The 21,369-nt window shown below is 51.3% G+C and carries 24 protein-coding genes; 21 read left to right on the plus strand and 3 right to left on the minus strand.

What is annotated here, in order from left to right:
• Window positions 1–219 precede the first annotated feature (219 nt).
• The 21 genes from ACO0LF_RS02160 (at window position 220) to ACO0LF_RS02260 (ending at window position 18,258) form a co-directional block, all read left to right on the plus strand.
• Window positions 220–891: a beta-ketoacyl synthase chain length factor gene (locus tag ACO0LF_RS02160; protein WP_423011455.1), complete on the plus strand. Its 672-nt coding sequence runs from the start codon at window positions 220–222 to the stop codon at window positions 889–891.
• Complete coding sequence (locus tag ACO0LF_RS02165) at window positions 884–1,657, plus strand: lysophospholipid acyltransferase family protein (RefSeq protein WP_423011457.1); 774 nt, start codon at window positions 884–886, stop codon at window positions 1,655–1,657. The genes ACO0LF_RS02160 and ACO0LF_RS02165 overlap by 8 nt, the downstream gene beginning before the upstream one ends.
• Window positions 1,650–1,904: a phosphopantetheine-binding protein gene (locus ACO0LF_RS02170; protein WP_423011459.1), complete on the plus strand. Its 255-nt coding sequence runs from the start codon at window positions 1,650–1,652 to the stop codon at window positions 1,902–1,904. Before ACO0LF_RS02165 ends, ACO0LF_RS02170 begins: the two co-directional genes overlap by 8 nt.
• Before the next feature lie 10 nt (window positions 1,905–1,914).
• Window positions 1,915–2,187 carry an acyl carrier protein gene (locus ACO0LF_RS02175; RefSeq protein WP_423011461.1) on the plus strand — a complete coding sequence of 91 codons (273 nt, stop codon included), beginning with the start codon at window positions 1,915–1,917 and terminating at the stop codon, window positions 2,185–2,187.
• A 38-nt stretch (window positions 2,188–2,225) separates the two neighbouring features.
• Window positions 2,226–2,738 carry a hypothetical protein gene (locus tag ACO0LF_RS02180; RefSeq protein WP_423011463.1) on the plus strand — a complete coding sequence of 171 codons (513 nt, stop codon included), beginning with the start codon at window positions 2,226–2,228 and terminating at the stop codon, window positions 2,736–2,738.
• On the plus strand, window positions 2,731–4,464 hold the full coding sequence (locus ACO0LF_RS02185) for an AMP-binding protein (protein ID WP_423011465.1): 1,734 nt from the start codon (window positions 2,731–2,733) through the stop codon (window positions 4,462–4,464). Before ACO0LF_RS02180 ends, ACO0LF_RS02185 begins: the two co-directional genes overlap by 8 nt.
• Window positions 4,458–5,537, plus strand: a complete 1,080-nt coding sequence (locus tag ACO0LF_RS02190) for a class I SAM-dependent methyltransferase (protein WP_423011467.1) — start codon at window positions 4,458–4,460, stop codon at window positions 5,535–5,537. Before ACO0LF_RS02185 ends, ACO0LF_RS02190 begins: the two co-directional genes overlap by 7 nt.
• A 1-nt stretch (window position 5,538) precedes the next feature.
• Window positions 5,539–6,297 (plus strand): glycosyltransferase family 2 protein, encoded by a 759-nt coding sequence (locus ACO0LF_RS02195; protein ID WP_423011469.1) that lies wholly within the window; start codon window positions 5,539–5,541, stop codon window positions 6,295–6,297.
• Complete coding sequence (locus ACO0LF_RS02200; protein ID WP_423011471.1) at window positions 6,294–7,259, plus strand: acyltransferase; 966 nt, start codon at window positions 6,294–6,296, stop codon at window positions 7,257–7,259. Before ACO0LF_RS02195 ends, ACO0LF_RS02200 begins: the two co-directional genes overlap by 4 nt.
• Complete coding sequence (locus ACO0LF_RS02205; RefSeq protein WP_423011473.1) at window positions 7,246–8,802, plus strand: HAL/PAL/TAL family ammonia-lyase; 1,557 nt, start codon at window positions 7,246–7,248, stop codon at window positions 8,800–8,802. The genes ACO0LF_RS02200 and ACO0LF_RS02205 overlap by 14 nt, the downstream gene beginning before the upstream one ends.
• Complete coding sequence (locus ACO0LF_RS02210; RefSeq protein ID WP_423011475.1) at window positions 8,795–9,229, plus strand: acyl-CoA thioesterase; 435 nt, start codon at window positions 8,795–8,797, stop codon at window positions 9,227–9,229. The genes ACO0LF_RS02205 and ACO0LF_RS02210 overlap by 8 nt, the downstream gene beginning before the upstream one ends.
• Before the next feature lie 14 nt (window positions 9,230–9,243).
• A complete protein-coding gene (locus tag ACO0LF_RS02215; RefSeq protein WP_423011477.1) occupies window positions 9,244–9,864 on the plus strand; it encodes a LolA family protein in 621 nt (206 codons plus the stop codon).
• A gap of 27 nt (window positions 9,865–9,891) precedes the next feature.
• Entirely contained in the window at window positions 9,892–12,270 is a 2,379-nt protein-coding gene (locus ACO0LF_RS02220) for an MMPL family transporter (protein ID WP_423011479.1), read from the plus strand.
• Window positions 12,254–12,814 carry a DUF3261 domain-containing protein gene (locus ACO0LF_RS02225; protein ID WP_423011481.1) on the plus strand — a complete coding sequence of 187 codons (561 nt, stop codon included), beginning with the start codon at window positions 12,254–12,256 and terminating at the stop codon, window positions 12,812–12,814. The genes ACO0LF_RS02220 and ACO0LF_RS02225 overlap by 17 nt, the downstream gene beginning before the upstream one ends.
• A gap of 16 nt (window positions 12,815–12,830) precedes the next feature.
• A complete protein-coding gene (locus tag ACO0LF_RS02230; protein ID WP_423012433.1) occupies window positions 12,831–14,024 on the plus strand; it encodes a beta-ketoacyl-ACP synthase in 1,194 nt (397 codons plus the stop codon).
• Between the two features lie 2 nt (window positions 14,025–14,026).
• Window positions 14,027–14,491: a 3-hydroxylacyl-ACP dehydratase gene (locus tag ACO0LF_RS02235; RefSeq protein ID WP_423011483.1), complete on the plus strand. Its 465-nt coding sequence runs from the start codon at window positions 14,027–14,029 to the stop codon at window positions 14,489–14,491.
• 2 nt (window positions 14,492–14,493) lie between these two features.
• Window positions 14,494–15,219, plus strand: a complete 726-nt coding sequence (locus ACO0LF_RS02240) for a 3-ketoacyl-ACP reductase FabG2 (protein ID WP_423011485.1) — start codon at window positions 14,494–14,496, stop codon at window positions 15,217–15,219.
• The gene (locus tag ACO0LF_RS02245; RefSeq protein ID WP_423011487.1) at window positions 15,216–16,466 is read left to right on the plus strand and encodes a beta-ketoacyl-ACP synthase; all 1,251 of its coding nucleotides are present in this window, start codon (window positions 15,216–15,218) and stop codon (window positions 16,464–16,466) included. The genes ACO0LF_RS02240 and ACO0LF_RS02245 overlap by 4 nt, the downstream gene beginning before the upstream one ends.
• A 63-nt stretch (window positions 16,467–16,529) precedes the next feature.
• The gene (locus tag ACO0LF_RS02250; protein WP_423011489.1) at window positions 16,530–16,976 is read left to right on the plus strand and encodes an excinuclease ATPase subunit; all 447 of its coding nucleotides are present in this window, start codon (window positions 16,530–16,532) and stop codon (window positions 16,974–16,976) included.
• A gap of 68 nt (window positions 16,977–17,044) precedes the next feature.
• A complete protein-coding gene (locus tag ACO0LF_RS02255) occupies window positions 17,045–17,629 on the plus strand; it encodes a hypothetical protein (RefSeq protein ID WP_423011491.1) in 585 nt (194 codons plus the stop codon).
• A 41-nt stretch (window positions 17,630–17,670) separates the two neighbouring features.
• Window positions 17,671–18,258, plus strand: a complete 588-nt coding sequence (locus tag ACO0LF_RS02260; protein ID WP_423011492.1) for a 4'-phosphopantetheinyl transferase family protein — start codon at window positions 17,671–17,673, stop codon at window positions 18,256–18,258.
• Here the strand turns inward: ACO0LF_RS02260 and ACO0LF_RS02265 are convergent.
• From ACO0LF_RS02265 to ACO0LF_RS02275, 3 genes are all read right to left on the minus strand, one after another.
• Entirely contained in the window at window positions 18,247–19,134 is an 888-nt protein-coding gene (locus ACO0LF_RS02265; protein WP_423011494.1) for a polysaccharide deacetylase family protein, read from the minus strand. The genes ACO0LF_RS02260 and ACO0LF_RS02265 overlap by 12 nt on opposite strands.
• Before the next feature lie 165 nt (window positions 19,135–19,299).
• The gene (locus ACO0LF_RS02270) at window positions 19,300–20,649 is read right to left on the minus strand and encodes a sensor histidine kinase (protein ID WP_423011496.1); all 1,350 of its coding nucleotides are present in this window, start codon (window positions 20,647–20,649) and stop codon (window positions 19,300–19,302) included.
• The gene (locus ACO0LF_RS02275; protein WP_423011498.1) at window positions 20,621–21,361 is read right to left on the minus strand and encodes a winged helix-turn-helix domain-containing protein; all 741 of its coding nucleotides are present in this window, start codon (window positions 21,359–21,361) and stop codon (window positions 20,621–20,623) included. The genes ACO0LF_RS02270 and ACO0LF_RS02275 overlap by 29 nt, the downstream gene beginning before the upstream one ends.
• Between the last annotated feature and the right edge of the window lie 8 nt (window positions 21,362–21,369).

Here is a 21,369-nt window from a genome sequence, read left to right on the forward strand (position 1 = left end):
TGTAAATTGAAATAAACTTCAGATAACTGAAGATATATCAGATTGTGGACTCTATTCATGCTTTGCTATAATGCGTCCCTCATTTGTTACAAATTGTATAGCACGACATTTATACGGCCTGTGACATGCTAAGACTGGATGAAAAAAATAATAATGAATGTTAACAGTGTTAGTTTTTCAATTGATCATTTTTACGCTTGGGCTCCCGGTGTTGCAGATATGGCTGCCTGGAAGGATTGGGCTATATCACCATTCGCACTGACGGGGGAGGCCGAGCCCGGCGTTGCGGCTATGCCAGCCATGTTGCGCAGGCGTGCTGGTTTTCTTGGCAAAATGGCACTTGAAGTGGCTTATCAGTGCCTGGATGGCCGATCTGATATTCCCACGGTATTTTGTTCCCGCCATGGTGAGGTGGCACGTGCTGTCGATTTATTGACAGAGCTGATGCAGGATGCGACGGTGTCACCGACGGGTTTTGGTTTGGCAGTGCACAATGCCAGCGCTGGATTATTTTCCATTGCACGCAAGGACCGGGCCAATCATATTGCCCTGGCTGGTGGCAAGAGTACGATAGAGCATGCTGTCATAGAGGCATGTGGCCTGCTGGCAGATGGTGCACCGATGGTAATGCTGGTAGCTTATGACCACCCCTTGCCAGAGGTCTTTGCTGCATTTCAAGATTGTGATGAACAGGCATATGCCTTTGCCTGGCTAATGGTGCCAGCCAGGGAGAATGCCATACATCTGGAATGGGATGAGGCTGGGGAGGCAGAAGTCAACCCTGGTGGCATGTCCGGCGGCTTGGAAGTATTACGTTTTCAATTACGGGAGCAGCGACAAATGCAGAGAGTAGCAGGCAAGCGGCGCTGGCTTTGGTCGCGTCATGTTTGACAAGCTTGACCGTTGCTGGCGAGTTGTGGCGACGGGGATAAGTTTTCTGACTTTTGGTGTAGGTGGCTTGCTGCTGCGCGTGCTGGTGTTTCCAGCCTTGTATTTGCTGGTGTGGCAACAGCAAAAACGCACGAAGGTGGCACGCCACATCATACGTCTGGCTTTTCGTGGTTTTGTTGGCCTTATGCGTCTGCTTGGTGTTTTGCGTTACGAGGTCATCGGCCTGGACAAGCTGGAGCGCGGTGGCTTGCTGATATTGGCAAATCATCCTACCCTGATTGATACAGTGTTTTTGATGGCCTTTGTCAAAGATGCAGATTGCATCGTCAAAAGCCATTTGTGGAATAACCCTTTTACCCGTGGCCCGGTAAGGGCTGCTGCTTATATCAGCAATGAGCAGGGAACAGAATTATTGGAAGCCTGTATTGCTTCTTTGCATGCGGGCAATAATCTGATTGTGTTTCCTGAAGGGACGCGCACTCCTGCTGATGGTGTCATCAGTTTGAAGCGTGGTGCCGCCAATATTGCCGTTCGTGGCGTATGTGCGGTAACGCCAGTGCTCATACGATGCGAGCCTGCTACTTTGGGCAAGGGTGAGAAGTGGTGGCATGTACCAGAACGTTTTGCGCAGTTCAGGATAGAAGTCAAAGAAGATATTCCGATCCAGCATTTTATAAGCGCTGGCCAGTCGGATGTCATGGCAGCCCGTCATTTGACGGATTATCTGCAGCATTATTTTACCGAGGAAAACCAACGTCATGCTTGAGCAAGAAGTAAAAGAATTAATCATCGAAGTGCTGCAACTGGAAGATATCACAGTTGCCGACATAGATAGTGATGCCCCTTTGTTTGTGGAAGGCCTGGGTCTGGATTCCATTGATGCACTTGAACTGGGTGTGGCTCTGCAAAAGCGCTATGGCATTTCCTTGTCGGCTGATTCAGAAGATACGCGCCGCCATTTTGCATCTGTGAACGCATTGGCTGCATTAATTGCTGCAAATAGAAAGAAGTAAGGAGTTTGTAATGGTAGTGGTAAGTGAAATGAGCCGGGACGAGCTCTATGTTTGGGTAGTGGATCTGCTGGTTGAGATGTTTGAACTGGATAAGGCTAGTCTGACACTTGAATCCAATTTGTATGCAGACCTGGATATCGACAGCATTGATGCAGTTGATCTGGCAGTCAAGCTTAAGCAAATGACGGGCATGCGTCTGCAGCCTGAAGTATTTAAAAAGATACGCACTATTGGTGACGTGATTGATGCCTTGCTCAATCTGACAGCGGAGCAGTCAACATAGTTCGCGCGATCCTGACCGTTGTAGCGGTCATACTTACTGTGCTTTATCCACTCGTCATCTGGTTCGGCCAGGGACAGGTGGAGCCACGCTGGTTGGCTGCCTTATTGCTGTTGGCGGCGGCCACCAGATTGCCCACATTCAAGGTCAGCCGGGTAGCGCGCTGGTCCATGTTCTGCGCCTTGTTGCTGGCGGGCTGTGCTGTATGGGCCAATGCATTATTGCCTCTTAAATTATATCCGGTATTGGTCAATGGCGTATTGCTGGCTGTTTTTTCTTACAGCTTGCTGGTGCCACCATCCATGGTGGAGCGATTTGCACGTCTGCGCGAACCTGATTTACCTGACGTGGCAATCGCCTACACACGCCGTGTGACGCAAGTCTGGTGCGTGTTTTTCGTCATCAACGGGAGCATCGCTTTTGCTACGGCCATGTGGGCTTCACCAGCTGTCTGGTCGCTCTACACCGGCGTGATTGCCTATATCCTTATGGGCCTGCTATTCGCCATCGAATACCTGGTGCGCCTGCGCTTTAAACGAATTCATCATGTCTGATTTTTCTCCCGATCCTTGCCTTGCGCTGGCAGCTCGTCCCGGCCACTCCATCATGGGCTGGAATGCCTCGGGCGCTGTAACGAATAGCGATTTCTTGCAACGTATAGGTGCGTGGATTGCTGCAGTCCGTAATACGGCAGGAACACAACTGGCCCTGTATCTGGAAGACAGCCTGGAATTTTCTGCTGCCTTGCTGGCAGCCTGGCTGGAAAATAAAACGGTATGGCTGACAGCTGATACCTTGCCTGCTACATGTCTGGCATTGTCCAAATCTGTGGATGCATTTCTGGGTGAGTTTCCTGAAGAATATCAAGCTTTAAAAGCGGTAGTTGATGCTGTACCAGTGGCATTGAAAGCGCTGGCCCCCGATTTTTCTGGCCTAGTCGTGCATACCTCAGGCAGTACCGGGCAGCCACAGGCCATACCCAAAAAACTTTCGCAACTGATGAGTGAAGTTGCCAGCCTGGAGCAGTTATTTGGCCAGCGTCTTGGCAATGCCGAGATTGTTTCTACCGTATCGCATCAACATATTTATGGCTTGCTGTTCAAAGTCTTGTGGCCTTTATCCGCAGGTCGTGCCATTCATGCCTTGAGCGTGAACTTTCCTGAGCAACTTGCGCAAATATTGGCGCAGCGCGATTGTGCCCTGATTGCCAGTCCCGCTCATCTAAAACGCCTGCCAGAACACCTGGACTGGCAAACTGGCAAACAAAGATTGCTGGCCATTTTTTCATCCGGCGGACCACTGGCTGCAGAGACTGCATATGCCGTCGGCGATATGCTCGGGCAAGTGCCCTTTGAGGTTTATGGCAGTTCTGAAACAGGCGGCATCGCCTGGCGCCAGCGTCAAGCGGGGGCAATCGAAAGCTGGGAAGCTTTACCCAAGGTTGATTTGCGCATAGCAGAAGAAGAGATGCTGGAAGTGCGTTCACCACACCTGGGTCAACCAGACTGGTTGCGCCTGGCTGACAAGGCACAACTGACAGATAATGGTCGTTTGTTGCTACAGGGCCGTAGTGACCGCATCGTTAAAATCGAAGAAAAACGTATTTCACTCGATGCCATCGAACAGGCTTTGTTGGCCTCTGATCTTGTTAGTGAAGCCAAAGTGATCGCGGATCATGAAGTGCCTGGGCAAAGACAAAAATTGTCTGCCTTTATCGTGGCGACTGAACAAGGCCGTCAACAACTGGCATTTGAAGGAAAGAGGGCATTCAACCTGCGCATGCGCGCAATATTGAGCGAGCTGGTAGAGGCGATTGCCCTGCCACGTCGCTGGCGTTACCTGGATCAAATGCCAGTCAATGCTCAGGGCAAGACTACACTCGCACAACTGCATGCCTTGCTGGATGAGGCTGGTGATCCGCGTCCACGTTTACCACAAATACGTCTGCTGGAACAAGCGCCAGAGAAAGTATTGTTTGAGCTGATCGTGCCAGCAGCATTGTTTTATTTTGATGGGCATTTTTCAGTGGCTCCTGTGTTGCCAGGGGTGGTGCAACTTGACTGGGTCATCAAATATGCCCGTGAGTATTTTGCATTACCGCCCATATTCAAGTCTGTTCATGCGCTGAAGTTCCAGCATGTGATCCATCCGGAAGCGCCAGTCATGCTGGAATTGATACATGATGTAGTAAAAGACAGTTTGCAATTCCGTTATTTTTCTGAGGCCGGGCAACATGCCGGTGGTCGTATTATTTTCGCTAATGAAAAACCCGCATGCTAGATAAGAAATTTTCCCCTGAACGTCAATCCGCTTTTGCTGCCCGTTTTGAAGCGCAAAAGATTGCCTTTGGTCCTGTCGTTTTCCAATGTGTACGTTATGCCTGGAAGCGCGGCATGTTGCAGACACTTGCCGATGCCGGAGGTGCAGGGCTGACGATTTCAGACATGGCAGCCACAGGCAAGTGGACAGCATATGCATTGAAGGTTGTACTTGAAACCTGCCTTTCGTCTGGTGTGGTATATCTGAGCGCCGGTTCTTACGTGCTCGACAAGGCTGGCTATTGTGTACTGACGGATTCCATCACCCAGGTCAACCTCGATTTCAATCATGATGTTTGCTACGAAGGTTTGTTCAAGCTTGATGAGTCACTGGACAATGAAAAGCCTCTGGGCTTAAGCGCCTTGGGTAACTGGCCCACGCTGTACCAGGGTTTGTCGCAATTGCCAGAGCCAGCGAAGACCAGCTGGTTTGCTTTCGACCACCATTATTCGGATACCTCTTTCCCCAGCATATTGCCTGACGTATTTGCCACTGCACCACGCAAACTGATGGACATTGGTGCCAATACTGGCAAATTCAGTTGTGCCGCACTGGCCTACAATCCTGCTGTAGAAATGCATCTGGTGGATTTGCCACGTCAATTGTCGGTGGCGGAAGAAAATCTGAAAATCGCTGGCGTATATGAGCGTGCCCATCTTCACTCCATTGACTTGCTGGACAATGATGCTGCCTTGCCTGCAGGCATGGACATGATCTGGATGAGCCAGTTCCTCAGTTGTTTTTCAGAGCCTGCCATTGCCAGTATCTTGCAACGCGCTGCCAAAGCACTGGCCCCTAACGGGCAATTGCTGATCATGGATACTTTCTGGGACAGGCAGCGTTATGATATCGCCGCATTTTGCCTCATCAATACTTCACCTTATTTCACGGCCATGGCCAGTGGTAATAGCAAGATTTATGAGAGCGGTGATTATGTGCGCCTGGCAGAAGCCGCTGGCCTGCAATTGATCACGACCCGTGACGATATCGGCTATTGCCATTCCCTGTTGCGTTTTGCGAGGCTGGAGAAGTAAAGTGTTCAAGCCCTGCGTCCTCATCCCTGTCTATAACCATGAACATGCGATAGCTGCCGTAGTCCAGGCTGTGCTGGCGCATGAGGTGGATTGCGTGCTGGTGGATGATGGCAGTTCGGCTGAATGCGCACAGGTATTGCAGGGTTTGCAGGTCGCAACACCAGGTCGTGTGACTTTGCTGCGTCATGATATCAATCAGGGTAAGGGCGCTGCCGTACTGACCGGTTTTCGCTATGCAGCGCAAGCGTCTTACACCCATCTATTGCAGATCGATGCAGATGGCCAGCATTGCGTGGCCGATGTGCCGCAATTCCTGGTGCAGGCAAAGGCGAACCCAAAGGCGGTGATCTCCGGTTACCCGGTCTATGACGAATCCGTACCCGCCTTACGTTTATATGCGCGCTACCTGACCCATGTCTGGGTATGGATTAATACCTTGTCGCTGGCCATACGCGACTCCATGTGCGGCTTCCGTGTCTATCCTGTGGATGCTGTAATCGCGTTGATGGCCAGGCAGGACATAGGCAGGCGCATGAATTTTGATACGGATATCCTGGTCAGGTTGTATTGGGATGGCGTGGCAGTCATCAATCTTCCTACCCGTGTTGCTTATCCCACGGATGGTATTTCTCATTTTCGCGTCTGGCGTGACAATGTGCTGATCACCGTCATGCATACCAAATTATTCTTTGGCATGTTGTTACGCATTCCATCTCTGCTGGCACGTCACTGGCGTAGCGAGCCTGAGGCGGGAAAATGAAACAGAACACTCAGCAGTCAGGTTCCTCCTGGCATTGGGCCAGCATCAATGAAGTCAGCTTTGTGACTGGTATGCGCTTTTTGTTCTGGATATTCAAGGTTTGTGGACGCTGGCCGTTCCGCATATTTTTGTACCCGGTGCTGGCCTGGTATGTCCTCACCAAGCCAGCTCCTCGCCGTGCATCAATGGCTTACTTGCAACGCATGAACGCTTATAGCAAAGTAGCTCAGGGTTGGGGCGGGGTGTTACAGCATTTTGCCGCCTTTGCAGAAAACATCCTCGACAAGATGTTGTTATGGGGCGGCTTGTTTGATGAGAGCAAAGTTAAGTATGTAGGGCAAGAAGAAATGCATGTCCAGGTCACCCAAAAACGTGGCGGCCTGATCGTATGTTCGCATTTAGGTAATCTGGAAATGTGCCGCGTATTGTCGCGTCGTTTTCCTGACGTGAAATTGACGGTACTGGTACATACCAAGCATGCCCAAGCATTTAACCGCATGCTGGCCAAACTTGATCCTGAGAGCCAGATGAATTTATTGCAGGTGACAGAAATGACACCTGCTACTGCCATGCTATTGGCAGACAAAATTGCCGAAGGTGGTTTTGTCGTAATTGCTGGCGACCGTATCCCGGTAGCGCCGCAACCCAGGGTCGCAGTGTCTCCATTTCTTGGGCTGGATGCTGCTTTCCCGGTTGGCCCCTATGTGCTGGCCAGTGTCTTGCAATGCCCGGTCTATCTGCTGTTTTCCTTGCAAATGGATGGCGTGCCGCAAGTCTGCTTTGAGCTCTTGCATGAAGCTATCAGGTTGCCACGCAAAGGGCGGGATGAAGCCTTGCGCAGCATAGTCGCAGAGTATGCCGCCCGCCTCGAATATTATGCAGTGCGGGCACCGCTGCAATGGTTTAATTTTTATGATTTTTGGTATTTACCCGAATTGGAAAAACAAGATGCAATCCGCTGATCAGAGCACCAAACTGCGCACCGTACAATTCGACCGTAATAGATTGAGCATAGACGATATCGTCGATATCGCCCATGGCCGCGCCAATGCGGCGCTGTCTACCGACCCTGAATTTCGCGCAGCGATAGCGCGCGGCGCAGATTTCCTGGACCGTCTGTTGCGTGAAGATGGCACGATTTATGGTGTCACGACAGGCTATGGGGATTCCTGTACCGTCACCGTACCGCCAGACCTGGTGGCAGAATTGCCCCACCATTTGTATACTTACCACGGCTGTGGCCTGGGTGAATATCTGTCACCTGCTCAAACTCGCGCCGTCATGGCGACACGTCTGGCATCTTTGTCCAAAGGATTTTCCGGTGTCAGCGTAGATTTGCTGGAACAGATCAGCCGTTTGCTGGAAGCTGGTCTTTTGCCGCTGATACCCAGCGAAGGCTCGGTCGGTGCCAGTGGTGACCTGACACCTTTGTCTTATCTGGCGGCGGTCCTGTGTGGCGAGCGCGAAGTCTGGCGTGATGGCGAGCAAGTACCTGCCGCACAGGCTTTGCGTGAAGCCGGGATCACGCCTTTGCGTTTGCGCCCGAAAGAGGGCCTGGCCATCATGAATGGCACAGCCGTCATGACAGCACTCGCCTGCATGGCTTATGACCGGGCAGATTATCTGGTGAAGCTGACCACGCGCATCACGGCGATGGCATCAGTGACGCTGGATGGCAATGCCCATCATTTTGATGAAGTATTGTTTTCAGTGAAGCCGCATCTTGGCATGCAGAGTGTGGCAGCCTGGTTGCGCCAGGATTTGCCAGCCGGGCAGGCTGAACGCAATGGCAAACGCCTGCAAGACAGATATTCGATACGCTGTGCACCGCACGTGATAGGTGTGCTGGCCGATGCCATGCCTTTCTTCCGTCAATCCATAGAAAATGAATTGAATAGCGCCAACGATAATCCGATTATCGATGGCGATAATGAGCGCGTTTTGCATGGCGGCCATTTCTACGGCGGCCATATCGCCTTCGCTATGGACGGCATGAAGAATGCCGTCGCCAATCTGGCAGACTTGCTGGACAGGCAAATGGCCTTGATGGTGGACAGCCGTTATAACCATGGATTGCCCGCCAATCTGTCTGGCATGGAAGGGCCGCGTGCCGCAATCAACCACGGTTTGAAAGCCTTGCAAATCAGTGCTTCAGCCTGGACGGCAGAGGCATTGAAGCTGACTATGCCTGCCTCGGTCTTTTCACGTTCCACCGAATGCCATAATCAGGACAAGGTCAGCATGGGCACCGTCGCTGCCCGTGATTGCCTGCGCGTGCTGGAATTGACAGAGCAGGTAGTAGCTGCCTTGCTCATTACAGTAAGACAGGGCGTCTGGCTGCGTACCCGCGTGAGTCAGGATTTGCAATTATCACCAGCCTTGACACAAATGATGGAGGCACTGGCTGGCGATGTAGCACCAGTGCAGGAAGACCGTCGCCTGGAGCCTGACCTGCGCCTGATGCTGGAGCGTATCCGCCAGCAAGAATGGAAGCTCTATGCGTAAAAAGAATACGCCCAGCCCATGGGCTGCCGAAGTCGAGATGCAGGTCCAGTTCTTTGACCTGGACCCCATGGAAATTGTCTGGCATGGCAACTATGTCAAATATCTGGAAGTAGCGCGCTGTGCCTTGCTGGATCATATTAATTACAACTATGTGCAGATGAAAGAGTCTGGCTATGCCTGGCCCGTCATTGACATGCAGTTGCGTTATATTGCTCCCGCCAGTTTTGGCCAGAAGTTGACCCTGCGCGCCGAGATAGTCGAATGGGAAAACCGTTTAAAGATAGATTACCTGATCACCGATGCCGCAACCGGAAAACGCCTGAACCGTGCCAGCACGACTCAGGTTGCTGTTGAAATTACCAATGGAGAAATGTGCTTTGTTTCTCCTGCCATCTTGTTTGAAAAATTGGGAGTACCTCTTCCATGATACCTATGATGACCATGATGCGTTTCCTAACTATTATCGGCATACTATTGCTGAGCCTGTTTTGGTCGGACAACAGCAATGCCGCCGCACCTATCAGTAAAATCCAGAACATGCTGGCCAAGCCGTCAGTGCTGTGCGGCAGGTTTGACCAGACCAAGCAATTGCAGGGTATGAAAAAACCACTGGCATCCAATGGCCGTTTTTGTGTCGTCAATGGCAAGGGCATCCTGTGGCGCACACTGCAACCATTCCCCAACACCTTGCGCCTGACGCGGGACGAGATCGTACACCTGCAAGGTGAACGTGTAGCGATGCGCCTGGACGCGCAAAAAGAACCTACGGTACGCATGATCAACAGCGTGCTGTTTTCTCTGCTGTCTGGTGACTTGGGCAAGCTGGAAACACTGTTTGAAGTTGATGGCAGTGCTGATGCCACTAGCTGGAAGGTGGCACTCAAAGCCCGTGAAGCAGCCCTGGCAAAAGCGATAGGTGCGATCTCGCTGGATGGTGGAGCCTACGTAAAAAATATCCATATCGATGAAGCCAGTGGTGACCGTACCACCATTATTTTTTCAGATATCAAAACTGGTGAAACGGCCATGACGGCTGAAGAACTGGCCTTGTTTGCTCAATAAGGAAAAAGCAAACTCATGAGCGATGGTATGAAAAAACAGCATGGATGGACTAAATGGCTGGCAACCACATGGGCAATCGTGGTTTGCCTGTTGCTGGCTCATCATGCCTATTTATGGCTGGGCAAGCGTATCGCGCCTGACACCGACATCCTGGCCTTGCTGCCTGTGCAGGAAAGAGACCCGGTCTTGCAGCAATCCTTCGCCCACATGGTGGACACTGCCCAGCAAAGGGTCGTGGTGCTGATAGGTGCGAATGACTGGGAGCAGGCCAAACAAGCAGCCACTGCTTATCAAAAGGTGCTGGCAAGCCGCACCGATTTACTGACCGCGACCAATATCAGCGACCAGGCCCAGAATGACTGGCTAGCCGTATTTCAGAAGCAAAGCCTGGGTTTGCTGACAGCGCAACAAGAACAGCAATTGCGTATCGAACCAGCGCAATACTGGACTGACCTCGCGCTGGCAAAAATGTACAGTGCCTTCTCAGGTCCAAAACTGGGCAGCTTTCAGGATGATCCTTTTAATCTGTTTTCTGGCTGGGTACAGGAACGGGCGCAAGAAACACCAGTGCGACCACGTGATGGTTATCTGTTCTTGGCAGATAAGGAGAAACAATATGTACTCTTGCCGCTGACCCTGAAACCATCGGCATTTTCCCTGACTGCGCAAGAAGCGGTTGTACCTTTGCTGGGCAAGGCGGCTGAAGCGGCTTTGCTGGCAACACCTTCGGTAGAGGTCATCAGCGCTGGTGTTGTCCTGCATGCAGCTGCCGCCGGGCAACAGGCTGGTGGCGAAGTATCGACGATAGGCCTGGGTTCACTGATAGGCATCATCTTGCTGATGTGGCTGAGCTTCCGTTCCCTGAAGCCCATCACCCTGATTTTGCTTTCCATAGGCGTAGGTTTTCTCGGTGCCTTGTCGGTGTGCTGGATGCTGTTTGGTAGCATACATTTGCTGACCCTGGTATTTGGTGCCAGCCTGATAGGGGTGGCGCAGGATTATGGCATTTACTTTTTGTGCAACCGCCTCAGTGCTGATGTCAGTATTGATTCCCCCACTTTACTGAAACGCATGCTGCCAGGCCTCAGTCTGACTTTGCTGGCAGCAGTCATTGGTTATCTGGGCCTGGGATTGACGCCTTTCCCTGGCTTGCGTCATATGGCAGTATTTTCTGCGCTAGGCCTGGTGTTCGCATGGCTGACGGTGATTTGCTGGTTCCCGCAACTGATCAACGCTGGCAGTCTGAAAAGTGGCAAGCTGGTGGCGCGTTATTCAGCAGCCCTCATGCACTGGCCACGCCTGGGCTTGAATCTGCGCAGCTTTGTTGTCCTGGCTATTTTTGCTATAGCTACGGTGATAGGCTGTTCGCGCCTTGGTGCCAACGATGATATTCGTCTTTTGCAAAACTCTCCCAAGCATCTGGTGGCGGACCAGATCAAACTGGGTAAATTGCTGGATGCACCAACACCAGTCCAATATTTCCTGGTGCGAGGTGGCAGTGCTGAAATTGTCTTGCAGCGTGAAGAAGCCCTGAAGCGCAAACTTGATCCTCTGATAGAACGTCATACCATCTCCGGCTATCAGGCTTTGTCGAACTGGATACCGTCTGCGCAATTGCAAAAACAACGCCATCAACTGATAGATGAAAAACTGCTGGCAGAGGGCGGGGCTTTGAGTTTACTGGCCGGCAAGGTAGAGGAAGATGCAGCCTGGGCTAATGCCATACGCAAGCATTTGCTGACACTGACAGCCAGCACTTCTATCGATGAATTTCTCAAGACTTCTGCTGGCGAACCCTGGCGGCATTTGTGGCTGGGGCAAATCGGCAATGAATACGCCAGCATTGTCGCCTTGCGCGGTCTCAGTTATGCCAATAATGGCCTGGCGACTTTGCAGCAGACAGGTCAGGGGCTGGAAGGTGTGCAATGGGTGGATAAAGTCAACGAGATATCTTCGGTACTGGGGCGCTATCGAGCCTATATGGGCTGGGTAGTATCAGCTGCTTATCTGGTGGTATTTGCCTTGTTATTCCCACGCTACCGTCGCAATGCCTGGCGCGTGCTGGCACCCACCATGTGTGCCAGTCTGGTGACGCTGGGTTTGCTGGGTTTGGCCGGGCAAAGCCTGCAGTTATTCCATGTGCTGGCACTGATGTTATTGCTGGGGGTTGGTGTTGATTATGGCATCTTCATGCAGGAGCATCCTGACCGGCGCAATGCCACACCCTGGCTGGCAGTTGGTTTGTCGGCTGCCAATACCTTGCTATCCTTTGGTTTATTGGGATTGAGCCGCACGCCAGCATTGCAAGCCTTTGGCCTGACGATGCTGATAGGGACGGCGATGGTGTGGCTGATTGTTCCCTGTTTTACTTCTACTACAGAAAGTGCGCATGTCGCTCAAACTTAAATCATGGCTCAGCCTGGCTGCGTCGGTAGCCGCACTCGCATTGCTGAGTGCCTGCGCCAGCAAACCTGTGCAACCAGAAGCGCGCCTGGGTCTTATGCTGGCCCCTGCTGCACTGGATGCTTCTTTCAGCGTGCAGCAACATTTGATCGTGGAAAGAAATGGCCGCATAGACGAACTGGATGCGGCGCTGGAAGTTGAACCTGGCCATCTGGAACTCGTCGGCCTGGCATTTGGACAGCGCGTCCTGAGTCTCAGTTATGACGGCAAGCAGCTAAAGTCCTGGCGGCATGTCATGCTGCCTGCGCAAGTCAGGGCAGAAGACGTGCTGGAAGACATGCAGCTCAGCCTGTGGCCAGTGAATGCAATTGTTCAGGCCTTGCCTGCAGGCTGGCGCGTAGAAGAGCAGGGTTTGCACCGTTCGCTTTATCTTGATGACAAACTGGTCGTCACGGTTGACTATAGCGGCATGCCACGCTGGAGCGGCACTGTCGTCCTGAATAATCTGCGTTACCACTATCGACTGACCATACAGTCGGCACCTTGAGTACCTGAATATTATGATGAAGCTGTATTTACATCACTGCGGTATCGTCTGCGCATTAGGCGATAATCATCAGGACATCCTGCATCGTTTGCTCGATAAGGCTGAAACTGGTGTCTTGCCTACCGATGCCTGGTCAAACGGTCGTACATTGCCAATCGGACAGGTAACAAGTGCATTGCCGGATATCAGCGCCATGCCATTGAGCATGCGCAGCCGCAATAATCAATTGGCGCTGGCTGCACTGACACAGATACGGCCAGCACTGGATGCTGCCATAGCACGCTTTGGCGCAGACCGCATTGCTGTGGTGATAGGCACCAGTACTTCAGGCATCGCCAGCACCGAAGCTGCCTTGCGCCAGTTCAATGCTGATGCATCACTGCCTGCAGAGTTTCATTATGGTCAGCAAGAGATGGCTTCCCCTGCTGATTTCCTGGCCCATGTTGCGGGTATCACTGGCCCGGCCTATGTGCATTCCAGTGCCTGTTCTTCCAGTGCCAAGGCCATGGCAAGTGCTGCGCGCCTGATTAAGATGGGCTTGTGCGATGTCGTCCTGACGGGCGGCGTAGATACCTTATGTGCTTTTACCGTGGCTGGATTTTCAGCACTGGAATCTGTCAGTGACAGCTTGTGCAACCCTTTGAGTGCGAATCGTCACGGTATCAATATAGGCGAGGGTGCAGCCCTGTTTCTGATGAGTGCTGAAACTGATAGCACGGGTTCTGGCATCGCCTTGTGTGGCTGGGGCGAATCGTCCGACGGTCATCACATGTCAGCCCCTGACCCTGCCGGTGGCGGTGCCCGCCTGGCGATTAACCAGGCTTTGCAGCGTGCCGGTATTGCAGCAGTAGATATCGATTACATCAACCTGCATGGCACGGCCACCCCGCAAAATGATGCGATGGAATCGCGCGTGATCCATGACGTGTTTGGCGATGCTGTGCCAGTCAGTTCTACCAAGCCATTTACCGGGCATACACTGGGTGCTGCCGCCGCAGTAGAAGCTGCATTGTGCTGGCTGACGATGCAGGATGACAATATGCTCGGGAGATTGCCACCTCATCTGTGGGATGCTGTCGCCGATCCGCAATTACCTGCGCTGAATGTGGTTTTCCATGGTCAACAACTAGGAAGGCCAGTGCGTTATGTACTGAGCAATTCCTTTGCCTTTGGCGGCTCCAACGCGGCCTTGATACTGGGGAGGGGATGAGCATGCTGAATGAAAAAGAATTACCTCCGGTGCGCGAGCTGGTACCGCATGATGGCGAGATGGTTTTGCTGGACAGGGTGCTGAGTGCTGACGATGAAAATTTGTGTGCCGAAGTCAGCATCAGACCAGAAACACTGTTCTGTGAAGCATCAGGCGTCGGTGCCTGGGTTGGTATTGAATATATGGCACAAGCCATTGCTGCCCATGCAGGTTATCTGGCTCAATTGCGTGGAGAGCCTGTTAAAGTGGGGTTCTTGCTGGGCTCACGGCGCTATGAATGCAGCCAGCCAGCATTTGTCTTGGGCAGTGTATTGCATATCCATGTACACAAGGCATTGCAGGGTGATAATGGCCTGGGGGCTTTTGAATGTCAGATTAGTGATAGCACGAGTGGTGTGTTGCTGGCAAATGCGACTATTACCGTGTTTCAGCCAAATAACGTCAAAGATTTTCTGCAACGGAGTTAGTAATGAGTATGAGTGTGTTGGTGACAGGATCGTCGCGTGGCATAGGCAAGGCAATTGCTTTGCGCCTGGCCAGTGATGGTTACGATATCGTCTTGCATTGCCGCAGCCAGCGTGAAGAAGCAGAATCTGTTGCGACAGAAATTGCTGCCATGGGCCGCCAGGTGCGTGTCCTGCAATTTGATATCAGCGAACGCGATCAGGCAGCAGCCATGCTGATAGCCGATATTGAGCAGCACGGCTGCTATTATGGCGTTGTATGCAATGCTGGTGTGGCTCGTGACAATGCTTTCCCTGCCATGTCAGGTGAGGACTGGGATGTCGTGCTGAGCACCAATCTCGATGGTTTTTATAATGTGCTCAATCCCCTGGTCATGCCCCTGGTACAGCGCCGCAAGCCTGGTCGCATCATCACATTGGCATCGGTGTCCGGCCTGATCGGCAACCGCGGCCAGGTCAATTACAGCGCTGCCAAGGCAGGCATTATTGGTGCCACCAAGGCATTGGCAATAGAGTTGGCAAAACGCGCTATCACCGTTAATTGCGTGGCCCCGGGTTTAATAGAAACAGACATGATAGAAGATGTGCCTATGGAAGAAGCCTTGAAAATGATACCTGCCAAGCGCGTAGGCAAACCGGAAGAAGTAGCTGCCGTCGTCAGCTTTCTCATGCGGCCTGACGCAGCTTATGTCACGCGTCAGGTCATTTCAGTGAATGGGGGAATGGCATGAACAATGCTAAAAATAACGGCAAACCTCGTGTCGTCGTCACCGGCATGGCCGGCATCAGCCCTTTGGGGAATGACTGGGCCAGTATACGCAAGCAACTGGGTGAATACAGAAATGCCATCAAGCGCATGGATGAATGGAGCGACTACGAAGGACTGAACACGCAATTGGGTGCGCCGGCGGCAGATTTTACATTGAGTGAGCGTTATAACCGCAAATCCACCCGTAGCATGGGCAGGATCGCCCTGATGGCAACCCGTGCCAGTGAAATGGCACTGGAGCATGCTGGTTTGCTCAACGATCCTCTCGTCAGCAGCGGCAAAATGGGCATTTCCTTTGGCTCTTCTGCCGGTACACCCAGTGCCATTGGCGATTTTGGCCGTATGATGGAAGAGCGTACTACCAAAGGTATTAATGCCACTACCTATATCAAGATGATGGCGCATACCGCACCTGTGAATATAGGTGTGTTCTTTGGCCTGACCGGGCGCGTCATTACGACATCGTCTGCTTGTACCTCTGGCAGCCAGGGTATAGGTTATGCCTATGAAGCCATACGTGGTGGCAAACAGATCGCCATGATTGCCGGTGGCGCGGAAGAATTATGTGCGACGGAAGCGGCGGTATTCGACACCCTGTTTGCCACCAGTGTGCGCAACGACACACCGGAGATCACGCCGCGTCCCTTTGATGCCGGACGTGATGGCCTGGTCATAGGTGAAGGCGCTGGCTGTCTGATACTGGAAGAACTGGAACATGCACTGGCACGCGGTGCCACGATACACGCCGAGCTGGTGGGTTTTGGCACCAATAGCGATGGCTGCCATGTCACGCAACCAAATGCCGAGACCATGAAAGTTGCCATGCAACTGGCGCTGGAAGATGCAGAACTACAGACATCTGATATTGGTTATGTAAATGCCCACGGCACCGGTACCCAGCAGGGCGATATCGCCGAAAGCCAGGCTACAGCGCAAGTGTTTGGCAATAGCATGCCCATCAGTTCATTGAAAAGTTATATGGGGCATACTCTTGGTGCCTGTGGCGCACTGGAAGCCTGGATCAGCATAGAAATGATGAACGAGGGATGGTTTGCTCCCACGATCAATTTGCAGGAGCTGGACCCGCAATGCGCAGACCTGGATTACATCAGGGATGAGGGCAGGGCGATAGATTGTGAATACGTAATGTCGAATAACTTCGCCTTTGGCGGAATAAATACTTCGCTGATTTTTAAAAAATACCGTTGATTCCAGGATCAATCGTATTAATAAGTCAGTGTTCTTGGGTAAACGATCTTAAAGGAATTCGAAATGAAAAGAATCATTACTGCAGCCTTGGTATTTGGTGTCATGACGGCCAATACCGTCTCAGTACAGGCAGCCGATAATAGAGTGATGTTACCTATCGCAAATGCAATGGGGGACAATAATGCGCAATATCGTCTTGGTACTTCAGTGAAATTTTATTTTGGCAAGCAGGCGACACCACCTGTGCTTGAAAAAATCGCCACCGATAAAACTAGCCTGAAAACCAATGCATTTGGAAAGACCAATGAAAAAGCCTGCAATTGGGTTTTTCTGTCCGATATGCTGCAATTACAAAAACGCGCCAAAGAATTGGGTGCTAATGCAGTCATCAATATTGTCAGCAATTATGACAATGTCGAAAATTCAAGTGAGACAGAGTTTGAATGCCATGTCGGCGCCATCATGGCTGGCGTAGCTTTCAAGGGTGACTTTGTCCGTATTGCTGATTAAATAAAATCGATGACGATACTATGCCGTCATTGGTAAAAATTGCTCTTTTTTTAAATTTACAAAAACAAATGAATACAATCATAAAACGTGGTTTGCTGGTAGCTGCTTTATTTTCTCTGGCCCTGATACAAGGTTGCGCGACTTCGGTTAAAGCAAAAGCGATGGATAATCCGCCGCCAAAAGAAGCATTCTCGGCGTTTGGGCGCATACAAGTAAAAACAGCCATGTTTAAGGAAGGCTACACTGGAGATAAAGCGGGTCTGGCCAAGATCAATGAGAATATTCAAAAAGACATGGCAAGCTATGTTGAAAGCTGGAATAAAGGTCCGGAAAATGGCCGTACGCTCATCATAGAACCTATCGTCGAGGAAATACAATTCCAGCATGGTGCAAAGCGTGTATTGCTGGGCCCACTGGCCGGTAGCTCTGGTGTACGTTTGCGCTTGCGTATTTATGAAGTGATGAATGGATCTGTGGCCTCGCCAGAATTCTTTCAACGTGCCGACGCGATGGCAGCAGGTTTTGTATTTGGTGTGCATGACAACCTCATGCTCACACGCGTAGCAAATCTCGCGACTGGCTACATCATTGCTAATTACAATACTGCAAAAGGTGGGCCTACTGGTGCAGATGAAAAGGCCCTGGCGCGTTAAGCTGGGCAGTGATGATGCAGGTCCATGAAGCTAGAGTTTTTTTGCTGGATACAAGTACACTGACGGACCTGGCCCTGCAGTCATATCAACACTACCTGAATGTCGACGAAGCCTTGCGCTATCAGCGCTTCGTCCGGCGAGAACGTCAGCGCCAGTTTTTGGCAGGTCGTGTTTTACTACGGCGGAGCCTGGGGCAATTGCTCAAGGTCCCGCACACTTCCTTGCGGCTGATAGAACAAAGAAATAATGCACCGCTGCTCGATTGGCCGGATAGTCCCGATATAGGTTTCAGCCTGTCGCATAGTGGCAACTGGGTAGCCTGTGCAGTCAGTGCCACGAGCAGGCTGGGTCTGGACATAGAGTTGCTGAATCCGGCTCGCGATTTTTCTGCGTTGGCCTTGCATGTATTTGATGCGGAAGAAAATGCATGCTTAAACCAGCAAGATCAAGCTGATCGCATGCATGATTTTTACCGGCTATGGACCAGTAAAGAAGCGCATATCAAGCTCAATGTACCAAGTGCGCAATGTATTCAGTTAGCGCACACTGAATTATCTATCACGCTATGTAGTGCCAGGCAGCTTACTGCTACACCACAACTTTTGCAGACTAGCCTGTCAGTGGAATAAACTCCAGAACCAGTTCCATATACCCGGCAGTTCTGGTGGGTTGCTGGCATCCTTGACTACCCTCGCCAAAGCTGCACGTTCCAGTTCATCGCGGTTATCGTAAAAAGGTTTTTCGGCGACAGGTATTTCCAATTCTCTGGCAACATCCAAGAGTATCTCCAGATATTCTTCCAGATGACGGGCAGTGTAGGGGTTGATATCATGGAAGGTGACGACAATGGGGGTTACCCCATCAACCGCCGGCATGTCGTTCTGGCACCAGCGTGGGCGCAGAGCCAATAGCAGCTTGCGCATATTACGGCGCTTGGTCAGACTGAAGTTGATGCCATAAATAATGCCATCATTCGCACTCAGATCTGTCAGCAGCATTTGCAATCCACGACTATGATAAAGATCTAGTGTATGTGCATCATAATTCCAGAAAGGCGGACGCACCAGTTTTGGTGGCACGCCTGTAATACTGCTCAAGTCGGCAATACCCAGATCAAGTGAGCTTGCTAATTTTTCTTCACCAAGATAGCGGTGATTGGAATGTCTTGGTGTCGCCGTATGAAACGCCAGTAAATGTCCAGCTTCCACTTCACGCTTAAGCAGGGCACGGCCAAATTCAGTACCGCCGCCATTGACTGCTCTGGTTTGTGCAAAAAATAAAGCCTTGATGCCAGTCTGGTAAGGATTGCTTTGTAAAGTCTGCAATACTTTCTCTGTAGGGTTATTTGGATCAACAGCACTGGGGCCATCATCGAAGCTCAATAAAAACCGTATCGGCGCGGGGCCGGGCGTACAGGTATCTGCCGTTGCACCATTGCAAAAGCCTGACGCCAGGAAGACGAGCAAACAAAAAAAGGTGTGACGCCAGGAGCAGTAGGTAGACAAAATCAGAAAAATCAGCTTTTGATGGGGAGTGCATATTGTATCCGTCCACAACTATTTTTTCTTTATATAATCAAATACTGGGCTTTATTTTGAAATTGATTTCAAAAATAGACATTCTTGCTGCGCATACGTATACAAGCCAGGCATCTCCGTCAGACATGCTTGTCATGATGCTTTGAGAATGCTGAATCTGAAGCAGGTGCCTCCGCTTTCACGTTCCAGGCAAGTGATTTCTGCTGCATGTTTTTGTGCAATTTGCTTGACCAGGCTTAAGCCCAGGCCAACGCCGCCGTCACTTTCCTTTGCGCCCGGTAATCTGTAAAAGGGTTCAAAAATCCTTTCCCTTTGTTCTGCTGGTATTCCTGCCCCACGGTCATTGATTTCTATGACGACAGTATTTTCACTGAGATAAATCAGGCTGGAAATATCCTCGCTGCCATTGATTACCCCATGTCGGCGTGCATTTTCCAGCAAGTTGCGTAACAGGCGGCGCAATAATCTGGCATCCCCCTCAACCACGGCTGAATCTGAAGTGATATCCCGGCATGAAATGTCGGCATTGACACGGGCACTTTCTTCACTGAGTAAACTGAGCATGTCGACGGCTTCAGAGGTAAAAGTATCTTCATGGCTGGCTTCCAGGCGGCTGCTCAATAAAATTTCATCAATCAACTGATCCAGTTCATTGATACTACGTTTCAATTCTGCCTGTAAACCTGGCTGTGCTTGTCCTTGTAGCATTTCTATGCCCATGCGTATGCGTGTCAGTGGGGAGCGTAATTCATGTGAGGCATTTGCCAGCAGGGATTTTTGCGCGTTGACCAGGGTTTCTATGCGCGCCGCAGACTGATTGAAGCTGGTGGCCAGCCTGGCCACTTCATCGCTGCCTTCGACCGCCACTCTGGTTGATAACTGGCCTTTGCCCAGGGCAGAAACGCTGTCATTGAGTCTCTCCAGTCGCATGGTCAGGCGCCTCACCACAGGATAAGAACCCAGGGCTACGGCAAAAGCGATCATCAGTGGTGTCACTATTTGCCATAAGGAGACCGAGATACCTGATTGTGAGCGCGCCAATAGCTTGCGCCCATCTGCCAGTGGCGTAGCAAAATAAGTCGGGGATGTGATGTTCCAGCCATTTTTCATTTCAGATGGAAACGCGTCTGGCATAGGGCCACCAGCAGAAGCTATTTTTTTTCCATCCCTGTCGTAGATGCTGAGATTGCTCCCCATCCATTGTTGCCAGCGTTTCAGGCCAATTTCCACGTCAGCTACGGGCGCTCCTGAAGGGGGAAGGATATCGCTGGCGATTTGCGAAAAATTATCCATATTATTTTTAAAATTACCCGAGCTATTGGCTATCATATGCAGGATGATGCCTATCAATAACACCGTCACCAGTAAGCTGGCGATGATGGCCAGGTAAACGCGCAAGTAAAAGCGATGCCACCAGCGGGACCGCCATTTGCCCAGATAGGAGCTGAAAAACTCAGATATCCTGAAGTTTGGCAAAAACATAACCAGCTCCGCGTATGGTAATGATGCGCTTGGGTTGTTTGGGATCGTCTTCTATGGCTGCCCGCAAACGGCCTATGTGAACGTCGATGGAGCGATCAAATGCATCCGGGGTTTCCCCTTTTACCGCATCCATCAATTGTTCGCGTGACAGCACGCGCCCGGCAGATTTGGCCAGGATGCTTAATAAATCGAATTGATAGGAGGTGATATGGCAATCCCTGTCATCTACACTGAGAGTGCGTGCATGCAAATTGATGTGCAGGCGGCCAAAGCGTAACAAGGTGTGCTCATCGTCAGCCTTGCCAGGTACTGTCTGCGCCAATTGCTGACGACGCAACAGCGAGCGCAGCCTGGCCAGCAATTCACGTGGCTCGAAAGGTTTGGCAATATAGTCATCGGCACCTATCTCCAGCCCCAGCACTTTATCCATGCTATCCCCTTTTGCGGTCAGCATGACGATAGGCAGGCTAGCAATATTGCCAGGCAGGGCGCGGATCTGCCTGCAGACATCCAAACCAAATGCGTCAGGTAACATCAGATCAAGCAAGAGCAGGGCATAGGCATGTCCTGATGATGGATGCTGCAATTCCTGCATTCCTTCTTGCGCGGTTTGTACATGCCTGACTTCAAAACCATTTTGCTGAAGGTAGGCGACGACCATCTCGGCCAGTCGCTGGTCATCTTCTATCATCAGGAGTTGCGGGCGTAGCATAGTCAATA

Source organism: Undibacterium sp. Di27W, from assembly GCF_049340345.1.
Lineage (GTDB): Bacteria > Pseudomonadota > Gammaproteobacteria > Burkholderiales > Burkholderiaceae_D > Undibacterium.